General features: G+C 48.9%; 11 protein-coding genes. 6 read left to right on the forward strand and 5 right to left on the reverse strand.

The window, feature by feature from the left end; genetic code table 11:
- Positions 1–563 precede the first annotated feature (563 nt).
- Both ACXAHG_RS11385 and ACXAHG_RS11390 read left to right on the forward strand, forming a co-directional pair.
- Positions 564–806: a hypothetical protein gene (locus ACXAHG_RS11385; protein WP_475057326.1), complete on the forward strand. Its 243-nt coding sequence runs from the start codon at positions 564–566 to the stop codon at positions 804–806.
- A 68-nt stretch (positions 807–874) separates the two neighbouring features.
- On the forward strand, positions 875–1,540 hold the full coding sequence (locus ACXAHG_RS11390; protein ID WP_475057328.1) for a hypothetical protein: 666 nt from the start codon (positions 875–877) through the stop codon (positions 1,538–1,540).
- Between the two features lie 76 nt (positions 1,541–1,616).
- Here ACXAHG_RS11390 and ACXAHG_RS11395 read toward each other — a convergent pair whose 3' ends face one another.
- The gene (locus ACXAHG_RS11395; protein ID WP_475057330.1) at positions 1,617–1,931 is read right to left on the reverse strand and encodes an H-NS histone family protein; all 315 of its coding nucleotides are present in this window, start codon (positions 1,929–1,931) and stop codon (positions 1,617–1,619) included.
- 942 nt (positions 1,932–2,873) lie between these two features.
- Here ACXAHG_RS11395 and ACXAHG_RS11400 point away from each other — a divergent pair.
- Positions 2,874–3,767: a phage integrase N-terminal domain-containing protein gene (locus ACXAHG_RS11400; RefSeq protein WP_475057332.1), complete on the forward strand. Its 894-nt coding sequence runs from the start codon at positions 2,874–2,876 to the stop codon at positions 3,765–3,767.
- A gap of 197 nt (positions 3,768–3,964) precedes the next feature.
- Positions 3,965–4,153, forward strand: a complete 189-nt coding sequence (locus ACXAHG_RS11405) for a helix-turn-helix transcriptional regulator (RefSeq protein WP_475057334.1) — start codon at positions 3,965–3,967, stop codon at positions 4,151–4,153.
- Between the two features lie 137 nt (positions 4,154–4,290).
- On the opposite strand, the gene ACXAHG_RS11410 is transcribed toward ACXAHG_RS11405, so the two are convergent.
- Genes ACXAHG_RS11410 through ACXAHG_RS11425 form a run of 4 tightly spaced genes read right to left on the reverse strand, consistent with a single transcriptional unit; the run spans position 4,291 to position 9,785 of the window.
- Positions 4,291–5,955, reverse strand: a complete 1,665-nt coding sequence (locus tag ACXAHG_RS11410) for an Eco57I restriction-modification methylase domain-containing protein (protein WP_475057336.1) — start codon at positions 5,953–5,955, stop codon at positions 4,291–4,293.
- A complete protein-coding gene (locus ACXAHG_RS11415) occupies positions 5,930–6,535 on the reverse strand; it encodes an HNH endonuclease (RefSeq protein WP_475057339.1) in 606 nt (201 codons plus the stop codon). The genes ACXAHG_RS11410 and ACXAHG_RS11415 overlap by 26 nt, the downstream gene beginning before the upstream one ends.
- Complete coding sequence (locus ACXAHG_RS11420) at positions 6,532–7,182, reverse strand: hypothetical protein (RefSeq protein WP_475057342.1); 651 nt, start codon at positions 7,180–7,182, stop codon at positions 6,532–6,534. The genes ACXAHG_RS11415 and ACXAHG_RS11420 overlap by 4 nt, the downstream gene beginning before the upstream one ends.
- Before the next feature lie 17 nt (positions 7,183–7,199).
- Positions 7,200–9,785, reverse strand: a complete 2,586-nt coding sequence (locus tag ACXAHG_RS11425; protein ID WP_475057345.1) for an ATP-binding protein — start codon at positions 9,783–9,785, stop codon at positions 7,200–7,202.
- Positions 9,786–10,100: 315 nt separating this feature from the next.
- Between ACXAHG_RS11425 and ACXAHG_RS11430 the strand changes: the two genes are divergently transcribed.
- Both ACXAHG_RS11430 and ACXAHG_RS11435 read left to right on the forward strand, forming a co-directional pair.
- A complete protein-coding gene (locus tag ACXAHG_RS11430) occupies positions 10,101–10,649 on the forward strand; it encodes a hypothetical protein (RefSeq protein ID WP_475057347.1) in 549 nt (182 codons plus the stop codon).
- A gap of 8 nt (positions 10,650–10,657) precedes the next feature.
- Complete coding sequence (locus ACXAHG_RS11435) at positions 10,658–12,004, forward strand: hypothetical protein (protein WP_475057350.1); 1,347 nt, start codon at positions 10,658–10,660, stop codon at positions 12,002–12,004.
- Positions 12,005–12,078: the final 74 nt, after the last annotated feature.

The following is a 12,078-nucleotide window of genomic DNA, read 5'->3' on the forward strand; positions in this document are numbered from 1 at the left end:
GGCGCTGAACAGAATGGGGAATTCTGTTTGATCCTACAGGAGTTACGCGATGCGCAAAATGGGCTGGATGCTGGGGCTTTTGCTCTGCTCTGGGTGTGTCACAACCGAATTGCAGTACAAAGAAGGCATTACACCTCTTCAACGGAACCGGGATGTTGAAGCCTGTACCAGACAGGCAACCAAGCGTGCCCCGGTGGCCAATGTCTCTCATACGAGCCAGCGCTACTGGGTTCCGGCACGGCAGCATTGCAATAGCAAAGGCTGCTTCTGGCAGGGCGGTTATTGGGCGGGCGGGCAAACGACCGTCACAGACCAAAATATCCCCGCTCGAAAGCGGGCTTACGGTCAGTGCATGGCTCGAAAGGGGTATCAGCCCCTCGCCACACAAGGTTGCACGGGCAAAGTCAGAGAGGCTGTCATGCGGACGCCGCAAGGGCGCTATCCGCGCCTGACAGCAGAGTCGTGCACCGTTGGCATGTCTGACGGCACGCTCAAGGTCTACACGCCGTAGGCCGTCCCTTTCCCACTTTCATCAATCTCACCGCCCAGCAAAGGAGTTTCTCATGGGCATTTTTGACGACGACGACGGCGATCTCTTCGGCAGCAAGAAGAAGCCCTATTCAGACTTTGACAAGATCGGCGGGCACTCGGGAATTTCCGATGGCATGTCTGGCACCAACCGCTACCGTTCCGGCGGTATTAATCATGGCCTGAGTGTCGGCCAGCAAATCGCGGCAGACGATGCCTCCAACGACATCGACGCGCTGTTCGTTGGTAAGTCCAAGGAGAAAAAGAGCTTCTGGTAATATCACTAAAGTTGCATCACTGTGCCCCGGGAAACCGGGGCACTTTTGATTCCAAAAGGAAAAAGATAATGCAGGAAACCTACAATCAATGCGGCCTGAACGGGACCAGTAAAGTGGATCGCTGGATGGTCGGTGAAGATAGCCCCGTATTCGTTGGAACCAAGAAACTCGGTACCTTGCAGGATATTAGCAGCGATTGGACAGCACGGATCATCCTTGCAAATGCCATCTACTTTAATGCTGTCAATGTTCTTGATGACGATGAAGCGGATGACGTTGTACTGCAAACCTTTATGCATGGCGGAGATGCCGGGCAACTGGCTATCGCGACCGCATATGAATGGGTCTACGAACAAATAGAAGCTGACAAAGTTCCCTCGCAGATCGCGTCACGAATTGCCCTGTATATGTATGCCATTAACTGGACTGTCACCGTACCTCATGCCTCTTTTGAAGTGCGCGTTTTTGAACCGCTCAAACCAGAAGATTGCATTATTGGGCTGACGCAGTTTGATGATGGCGATTATGGATTAAGGCTTGGTGAAATCACCAGTGACAGGGAGACGATTGCTTCCATGAATATGGAGGTCAGCCGTTTGATCGTCACAGGATATGCTGACGTGGATCATATGTATTTCTCAGAGAAAGAGAACCTGTTGGCATGTGCAGGAGTTGCGCAAAAGTACCTCAAAGAAAAGTGGGGATACGACTTCTCTGTGAAAGACGAAACCTGAGTATTCCTCAAGCTATTGCCCAAAAGAGGGAGCTGACTGTTCAGCTCCCTTTTTTCTTAGTCCGACAGCTACAGAGTTACTGAATCAGAAGATCTTCCTCAGCGGTACCGCCCTGAATGGCTTCTTTGAACCATCCCGGCTGACGTCCGCGACCGCTCCAGGTCAATGCTGGGTTTTCAGGGTGGCGGTACTTCGGCTCAACAACCTTTTTAACCTTGGCTCCCTTAGCGCCAAAAACCTCGTCAATGCTGACGCCCAGTTCTTTGGCCTTAGCGGTCAAAACGTCACGGGCTTCTGCCAGCTTGCGGGCTTCAAAGGTTTTGATGGCTGCGCCAACTTCCTTTTCAAGAGCCTTCAGTTCTTCAAGAGACATATTGTTGAGATCAGTCATTGCCTGTCTTTCACTATGTATAAGATTGAATGGGGTGTGCCGGTATAAATGTACTTTGTCCAGCTTGAAATGATTAAAGCCATGAGGTCAATCCGGCATGTTCCAATAAAACCGCCAGTGTGCCCCCTCTATAATGGACACGGGTTTCAAGAGCATCTTGGAACCCTGCCACGTGGCGAACGCGGGGGTAGCAAGGACAAGGGCGCGCAGGTGATTATTTTGGTGCGCGAGGAATGGTGATCAATTCGGAGAATTGAGCAGCAGGGGAAAATAATCACCTGTGCGGGCGAAGCCTTTACCCATTGGCCGCGCGAGGGGCAGCGCCCCTGAGCACTAAACAGTAATGGCGCAACTTGTTTGCGCGTGCTGCCAGGCAGCACTGGGGGCGAGGCAACGCCTCGGCGGGGGTATCCCCCGATGGCCAACGGCCATGCACGGCTGCGCCGTCACTCCAGCAACGCGGGAGTGACGGCGCTCGGTTTGCCTCCCTTACCGCCATTATTAAGAGAAAATGACAAGTGACGGGCAAATGACGGGCTGAAACACGAACGGTCTCTCATCATTTCTGATCATTTCGTCGCAGGAAAATCGGCTTGCCGGTATAATCCCCATGAAACCTGGAAAGAGGACGTGCTGTCCATCTTTCCCGAACCATCTCATCCCATTTTACAAAGGAGACACTGCATGATCATGGATCATCTCAAACCGCCTTGAGCGGTCTGTTCACGAAGATACGGCATCACGCCGAACCTGCTGCGCATCGCAGCACATAACCTGAAATCCTGCCTCCGGGCGTATTTCCGCCCATTGGGGCAACAGACACAAGCGCCAAGGGCGCTTGTCCGTCTGGGCCAGTTTTCCGCTCCTGCGGACCGTCCAGCCTGAGGGCTGCCGGTTGGCCATCAACACTAAACAGTATTTAAACAACAGAAAGAAAAGGAGATGGACAATCTCACTATGGACTTGGTGCGCCTCACCAAGCGTAACCGCGATGGTTCTTTTGGGACGCAAAAGAATCGTAAACGAGGCCTGACAGCCATGGCGGCAGAACTGAAACATCTGGGCTATTCCCTAAAAACAGCCCGCTCCATCAAGCCAAAGCATGTAAATGCCCTGGTTGATCACTGGCGGGACAGTGGCCTCACCAAAGCCACCATCCGGAACCGGATGAGCTGGCTTCGATGGTGGGCGCAAAAGGTGGACAAGATTTCGATATTGGACAAGGACAACGCCACCTATGAACTCAATGATGACCGCACTGAACGGCAGAACATCGCCTTCACGCTGCACCCGGATCAATTGAACGCGCTGACTGATCGCCATGTGCAGGCTGCTGTCATGCTGCAAGCTGCATTTGGGTTGCGCCGGGAAGAAGCGATGAAGTTTATTCCGAAGGAGGCCATCAGAAAGGATTGCCTGAAACTCAAGGGAAGCTGGACCAAAGGTGGGCGCCCGCGCACGGTGCCGATTGTGTCCCAGTATCAGCGGGTTGTGCTGACTGCGGTGAGCCAGATCGCCATGGATGGCAGTTTGATCCCGGAAGAGCGCAGCTATGCCCAGCACATGCGGATTTATGAGCGCCAGGTGCACAAGGCAGGTATCGCCCGGGCGCATGGCCTGCGCCACAGATACGCGCAAGCCCGATATGAAAAGCTCACAGGCATGAAGTGCCCTATCAATGGAGGTCCTGGACGCTCCCTGATGAGCGAAGAGCAATATGAGCTGGATCGCCAGGCACGCCAGCGGATCTCCAAAGAGCTCGGCCACAACCGCATCGAGATCACCGATGTGTATCTGGGCCGCCTTCTTCAGGGAGGGGCCGCGCTATGTTTGTGAGCCTGTTCATCATCCTGGGGCAATTGATCTGGCTGCTTGCGATGGCAGTACACGCCATCATGCATGGGCTCGTTGTGCTGCTCAGCAAGCTGATCCGATGAAAAGGCTATCATCTTTAAGCTGTGTTTCGTATCAAAGAACCACCCTGGGGCTTTCCTTGGGGCATCGCGATGCTCCTCAACAAGAGGAGTATTGTGATGAAGATGTTGAGCAAGCGGCAGGTGACTGAATTGGTTCTGTATTCACCGCAGCACATCGCGCGTCTGGAAGCGGCAGGCAAATTCCCCAAGAGGGTAAAGCTGGGCCACAACCGCGTGGGGTGGGTTGAGGATGAGGTTCAGGACTGGCTTCAAAGTCGCATCGACGCACGTGATCAACGCCAATGACTCTCCTTGGCGAGAGCGGGAGGACTGGCCGAGAGGTCAGTCCTTTTTATTTCTTCTAAATCCGCTGTTAGGTGAACCAGCTAAACACCAGATGTGTCACAGGATACCGTTCCTATCAACGAGTCGGTGGTTCAAAACTATTTGCTGTTTGGAACGGTTGGCAAGTTCTGGCCATGCCCGCTATGCCTAAACCTGTGTCCTCGCACCAAGAACAGTGCCCGCCTAATCGTATCAATTTCATCCAGCGTAAGACTGGAGTTTTTCAACAACCATCGATCACCGTATTCTATAACAGATCGAATGTCCCCGTTTGCCTCTTTATGAACCTCAAGAAATTCTTGGAACTCTTGGTCACTAGGTTCCTTGTAAACCATTGGGAGGCCGCGAAACTCTTTGGGGGACAGCTCCAAAACGCCTCCACCATAAAATCTACCATCAATTTCGGAAAACAGCAGCGTTAGGGAGTTGTAAAATGAGTAACAAACTCCGCGTGCGCTAAACCCGTCGCGCACTCTTAATCCATAAGCTGTGTCCGTCAGGTAAACATCAGCCTCATTTAGGTGCATTTTAGGATAGCTGTGTGACCTCTTAAAGATAAAAGCCTCTTCCTTTTTGACGATCGGGACCTCATACCAGTTCTCGCGATTTCGGCATTTATAACCCAAGTTGACCCCAAGGTCTTCGCCTTCATCGAGATATTCTTGCAAACTTGTCGAGATTTCAGCATCCCTTTGCTTCACGGATAGCAAAAATGACGGGTTGCTATTCGTCAAATCATCAAATGCAGAAGGCGATAGAACTATTTCATTTGAGGGAATGCTGCTCTTTTTCAGAATGGGAATAACAAAGTTTTCCAACCCTCGTCGAAGGGCCTCATCTTTTCGCAAAATGAAAAAATCATTGGCGCCTGAAACTATGCCTGGGGCGCTGCCGGAAAAATCACTGACTTTCTTAACCCTACCTCGGATTTCTCGTAGTAGGGTGAGGATTTCTTCATCAAGCAGAAATCCATTTAATTCCAAGCTGTTGTGATCACTTTCGCCAAGCTCAACACTTGTTGTCTGTGAGTTTTCAAGTGTGGCAAAATTTCCTACCGCATTCAAAAACAAGCCGGATCCAGACCTGGATTTTCGTTGCCCTACAAACAATACTGCATCCTGGTCGATTGATCGAAAAGCACGCTCACGAGAGATGAACACATCCACACGCTCAAATTCGTTCTGAGCTCTCTTTAATATTTCTTTTCCATAAGACACAGTCATGATTTCATAAGGCAACACAAACGCGAGAACCCCATCATCGCTCAGCATCTTAACTGCAGAAATCCAAAACGCTGCCCAGGCGTTCTTCAATTTTGAGACGGGGTAGTCAGCCAGCTCGCCAATTTCTGAGACTGCTTGTTTGAATGAGCTAGAGAAGTTTTGCTTTTTGATAAATGGCGGGTTCCCAACAATAAGGTCAAATTTCTGAGAGCTGGAAGAAATTCTGTTAACGGAAAACTCCGCGAAGTCACCCTTCACAAAGTCAATTTCAAAATGATTGAAATGGTTGTGAGAGCGGCAAATCTGAATCGCACGCTCATCAATATCAACAGCAGTCACATGAGAAATGTTGTTGTACAATTCGTCAAGTTTAGAAAGAAATGCCCCGTCGCCAACACTCGGCTCAAGGATTGAAAGAGGGCGCTCGGGTAATAGAGGCTGAGCGTAAGCAAGCAGCGACCGCACCACTACAGATGGTGTGTAAACTGCCCCAGTTTTTTGTATCAGCTCTCTATCACTGATTGTTTGCGGAAAGCTCATAATGCTCGAACTTTTTTGTAAGCCCCTCAAAACGTTCAAGAAGCTCTATATATTTTTCACCTTTTGGCAGGCCAGCTTCGCGATAACGAACCAGCAACGGCTCGATTTCAGCGCGCAACATCCTTGCCTGTCTAGCTTGCCACAACAACTCATGACGCAGCAAGCCAAGCCGTAACTTTCTGGCCATGTAACGCCCAAGTTCCGTTCTACCAACGATTTTTCCTGAAGCCTGACGCTCCAAATGCTCATCGTATGCGTCATCACATGGATCAACAAACCCCTCAAAACCATTGTTGGGTTGGCTTGAATCTTCTCCAACCCAATGATTTGACTTGGGAATATTGCAGAACCGACAGGCATAAACCAAGTTTTCGTAGACCAGCTCCAACTCAGGGAACTGATTCTTGGGGGCAAAGTGGTCTATGTGAAAAGCAATACGGTCAGTCCGTAAGTCACTATCGTCGCAGTATCCGCAAGCCTGGTTGAAATCTTCACGAAGCTCGGGACGATAGTCTCGATAGGCAGTTTTCTTTGGGGAGCCTGTGCGTCTGTTAGGTTTCACGCTGTGAACTTTATTCATGACTTATCAAGTTCCGCCTTCATTTCTTCGATGAGCTTTCTAGTTTCAGAAATAAGCTCATCTCTTCCTGCAAATAGGGTTTCCTTCGCTACTGAGGGCATCCCACTATCGGCTCCTAAGCTTGCTTCGATCATGCCGTCCAACTGAATAATGCGATCTACTTGCTTTCCGTTGCGCTGCTCTGCCGGAATATCAATCAATTCCTCTAGTTCGTTCTGCCAAGACTCGAGGCGAGCATGGTAATGTTCTATTTGCTTTACAATTCTATTGAAGAGTGTTCCATCGCCGTGTTCGCCCTTCGGGTGCTCCTTGGAGTACACCTTATTGACGTCTGCGGCAGAAGAAAGGGCATCATCTTCAAAGGAGGTTCTAATAAAACAGGGAAAGTCAAATCTCACCGCTTGAAATGCCGAGACGATATCTTCTCCCGAATAATCTAATGGGCCCGCTTGCGTAAGTTGAAAATCGGTAACAAGAGCATCAATCTTGAGCTCTAAAAGGCGGCTGACTAGATCATCCAGTTGGGCATCTGGGTGAAGCGTAAATACTTCTCCAAATAGATCGCTTATGATCACATCTGTTTCAAAGTTGTCACGTTCGTCTTGTTGCTCATCAATATATGCAATGTTGGGCTTAAATTCCGCCATTAGTTTGCCTTCGAAATTTATTGATTGTTGTCTTTTGCGTGAATTGGCAGGCTGATAGAAAGTTTGAAACCTGGTTCACCTATTTCAGAAATCCGTTGAACACTTCCTCCATAGTCATCCAGAATGCCTTTGGCAAGCCACATACCTATCCCTGTTCCTGTGCCTACACCATCTTCAACGCCATCTTCTGCCTTGGCAGATTTGCCATAAATAAAAATATCCTCCGGAACACTGAAGATATCAGACAGCCCGGGGCCATTATCCTGGTATTCAATTAAAATCCTATCTCCATCTAGCTCACTTGCCCTAATTTTAATTATTCGCTTTTCAAGATTTTGAGGCCTCCAGAAGGCTTCAATGGAGTTGACAATCAGATTGTAGAAGATGCTGTCCAGGTCAATCTCGTGCGCCAGCAAGTTTAATCCCATACCTTCATTTTCACTTAAATCCATATGAACCTGGGAGTCGTCCAAAAAATCACTCCAATATTCACGTACGGACTTGAGGTAAAGTCCTATATCTACCTCTTTGCGGCGACGCTTCTTGGGTGAGACTGCCGCCAAAGCGAACTCGAGCCATCGGCTAATCTTTTCATCTTCACTCTCCCATCTATCCAAAAGATTATAAGGATTTGCCGCAGGTTTAAGACTGGACACCTGATCTTGGTCGACTACTGGCCTTAGCAACCCTTCCATTCGAAAGCGTCGAGCGCCCAAATTAGCCTTGATTTGCTTGAGCTCATGAGTAAATGACACCAAGACTGTTCCTAGCGTCGCCATTCCTCTCATTACCTGCAAGTCATCCTTCAGCTCATTTCTTTTCTTTTCAGAAATATCGAGGGCAGCAGCAACAGCTTGTGCCTGAGACTGAGATCGATCGCTCTGATCCTCATCCTCATCCTCGACCTCATTAGAGCTGTCGCTAGGTTTGGAATTATCTTTCTTGCCTTCCTTCTGCGCGTCTTTGCGCAATTGATCAGCGATTTTCTTCCCTTCTTCTAGAGTGGCTTCTTCTTCACTATCTATTGAGTAGGCCTTTTCGAAGTGAAAATAAGCGTAGGATCGATCTCTCTCAAATTCGGATATAAGGCCGATTACTATATCCCGGAATTTCGCGAATGCTCTGTCGTTCATAATTCCTTCGCGGTTAGACTGGTCGCCAAGTTGCGGGTTTTTGTCCTTAGTTATGTGGATTGTACCTGCGACTTGTTGCGGTGGGACTGTCCAACTCATTCTAGAAACTGCTGCAGGGTTGCCACCTCTTCTTTGCCCGAGGAGCAACCAATCAGAACCTTGCGTTCCTGGCTCCCCATAGGGGCGAACTCTAAAATCATCTCGATAGAGACGAATGCCTCCCGAGGACTTCAGCCAACGCCGCCTTTTTGTGGCGTCAAAGGATTTCTGAGGATACTTCTTAAGAATATCTGTGTTTGGCGATTGGAGCTTGAAGAAGTAAAGGGTAAAACTAAAAGGCCCAATTGACAGGTAATCATCTAGTAAGGATTCGTCGCGCAGGCGTAAAACATCTTTAAGTGAGGTGGAGTACGTTACCTGTCCTCTTTCGAAATCTTCTCGTGTGAAGGGAGCTTCCTTCATTGCAGGAAAAGTGAAAGTTGTTTCGCTAATTTTGGAAAAATCAATTTCATTCCGCACGATATCAACTGAAACTGTTCCACACTCCTGGACTGTTGCTTCTAGCTTGTAGTCGAACTGATCGGGCGGAGGATTTTCAATCCAGCCGCTGTCCTCAGTCGCTCGATGATCATGCACAAATATATTAAACTCACGCTGATCCCTTGGAGGAAGCAATGCTTCAAGGGTGTTCCTTAAACGCTTACTATCTCGCATGTCCCAAGCATCATGCAGCTTGGATATTTTTATGGCTGTTCCCTGGGTGAAGTTAACTTCCTTTGACTCTCCATTATTTCGTGGCGTTTCTTTTGGTAAAACAGCTTCCAAGCCGCATGCTCCAATAACTTCTCTAAAGGAACCTTTTTCTGTCTCGAGTACAGCTTCGACATCACCAATTGTCTTCCCAACACCTTCGAACTCACCCCAGTCAACCATCCAATGAACTAGATTGGAAGGGCCTTCTTCCGCGGAATAAAACTCACACTCCTGTCCAAGACGATCAAGCGCGAAACGTCCAATACCTTTCGCCCCTGTAACTACGCGACCACCAGCAGAACGGTCATCAAGTTCTTTCGAAGGGGTTCCAATCACCATCCATTTATCTCTTATCACCTCTTCAGACATTCCGTGACCATTGTCTATAATCCAGAGGTCAAGAATATCCGAAAATGCCTGTTCTAAGATTTTTGTTTGTTCGCCACTTAAATTTTCTTTGATCGAAAAGGAATCCTCGTCCTCAAAGTAAAAATCATTCGGAGATTCGATGTGTTTTGATAGCTCGAAATAATCGGAGCTTGAGAGTTTTTGAGGAACTTCTCCATGACGAGGCAAGAAAAGAACTGCACACGCAAGGGCGTCAGCGTCATAGGCATTCTTTACCAGTTCAGTAATTGCACCTTGGGAAGTTGCAACATTCTCCTTACCGATGAGGCGTGCAGCCCGCGCAGAAACTGTAAACGAAACTTTCGACATTCTATCTTGCCTTGTTGTTGGATGACCTCAATAGCAATATCAAAGTCCATAATTACTGAACAATAACATGCTGTTATACGTTTGAGAAGTATGCATTGCGTGTCTTCAAGGTATAAAATTCCAAGGCCAAGCAAAGCCCTCCGCATCCAAGTTTTCATGTCGGTGATGGGTGTGTAGTGGTGGTTACGGTATCCCCCTGTGTTTCCCCCAAGCGTGTATTCTCATGAAGCGACACGGCTAGCCATGTGAACATCCATATGATGTATTTGTGATCAAGAATCACGTATAGAGTGTTTTGTCGTGGGAGGAGAAGCCATGAAGCTGTTGCTGGAGCGAGGGCAGACGGACAGTGCTGTTTTCAGTTTGGTGCCGCTGAGGATCGGAAGCGGTGTCATCTTCAGACTGAGAGCTAGCCTGGAACTAGATGATGAAGAGCGGAAGCTTCTCCAGAAGTACGATCTGGAAAGCGCTGCTCTCGTCACGAGCGATACTGTTGAAGACCTCAAGAAGGGCTTTCGTCCTGCCCTTGTGCTCGGGCTGCTCTGCTTCGTTGTGACATGGTTTTTGATCTCATCCAGCTTGGCTTTCTCAGTTTCTCTCATCGTGACACTGGTTATGACCTTTGTTTATTTCCGGTCATTGCGGGAACAGATCATTGTGAATGACCTGCTCGGCAAAGGGCGGCTCTTTCACTGCGACAGCGTTGTGACACTGATCAAGAAAGAAAATGAACTCAATCACATGTGCCAATTTCTCCGGCAAGTGATCGAAAGCGGCAAGTATTGGGATGATAGAGAGGCCATCACCATTGAGCCTCTGGACCGCAGCGAACTCAAACACGCGATTCTGAAGCTGGCCAGCTAGGTTTCCATATGCAGAAGCATTTTGGTCTCGCATTGCAGGTGGGCCGGTTTATTGGTGAGAGCATTGGCTCTGCCTATTCCGGCTGGGGCATACGCGATCAGATCGTGCGAGATATTAAAGAACGGTCTGCTGACCAACAGTTCAGTAATGAATTATCAGATGCGAGGGAACTTGCGGCTGAAGTTGCGGAAAAACGCAGTTCAGCAGGATTTAGGTCTGACGACGACGTGTGCCGATGGAGCATTCAAATCGTAGATCAGGCATTGCAGGCTGCATGCGGCAGTGTTCCTCATGATGCTTTCCGCGATCACTTGATTGGCATTATCGCGCAAATAGCTCGATATGAAGGCTGGTTTTTTGTGCCTCAAATACCAACCTCATCTGTCCAGCGTTCTGATCTTTGGGAATGGGAAGATCATGTGCGACGGGTTGGAACCTTTTGTGATCGCCATGAAGAAGCCTCTGCTTTGATCATTCGTTATCTAACTGTTCTCATTGGGCCGCTGGTGCAGAGAAATTCCGGGTTGTTACTTCCCGGAGAAACACAGAAACCGGCAATCAGCTTTAACTCGGATCTCTTGGGATTACTGGAAAACATTCCTGAGCGAGTTGAGGAGATGCTTCAAGTTTCGTTCTCACCGGAACTCACACCTCTTAAGCTCTGCCAGCAGATACGTGCCCGCCTCAATCACAATCTGATCATTGCTTCTGGTGGCATTCCCGGAAAAGAACTCTCTGCACGTCAAATTAAACTGCCGACAAAGAACAAATCCATATCGGATCATGATGCCGCCAAGGTTTATTTAGGCGGAACACCTCTTCAAAGCCTTCTGAACTTCCCCGTACCAGTAACACTCCCGAATGCCACGCGATTTGAGCATATGCATATTGTGGCGGGTAGCGGTCACGGCAAAACTCAAACCCTTCAACACCTGATCTTACGGGACTTAGAGGCTGTTGCCGCCGGTAGCGCGTCTATTATTGTTATCGACAGCCAAAGCGATCTTATCAACAACATTGCAGGGCTTGATGCTTTTGCCCCAGGAGGGGCGTTAGCTGATCGGTTGGTGCACATTGATCCCACTGACATTGAATGGCCTGTAGCACTCAATCTGTTCGATGCTGGATTAGAGCGGTTGGATCAATACGCGCCATTAGATCGGGAACGGCTAACCAACTCCATTTTAGAACTCTATGACTTCGTGCTGGGCTCACTTCTTGATGCGGGCATGACCCAAAAGCAAAATGTCATCTTCCGCTATATCACGCGATTGCTGCTGCATATTCCGGGGGCGACCATCCACACCCTGCGCGAACTCTTGGAAGACGGCGGCGCTCTGGAGTGCCCCATCTGAATTGGCCCACCGTTATGTTTAGGAAACGGAGGACTGAGAATGGCGAACAAGCGGCACAAGCCGGAGGAAATAGT

It is taken from the genome of Leisingera sp. ABD4_442 (genome assembly GCF_056160905.1).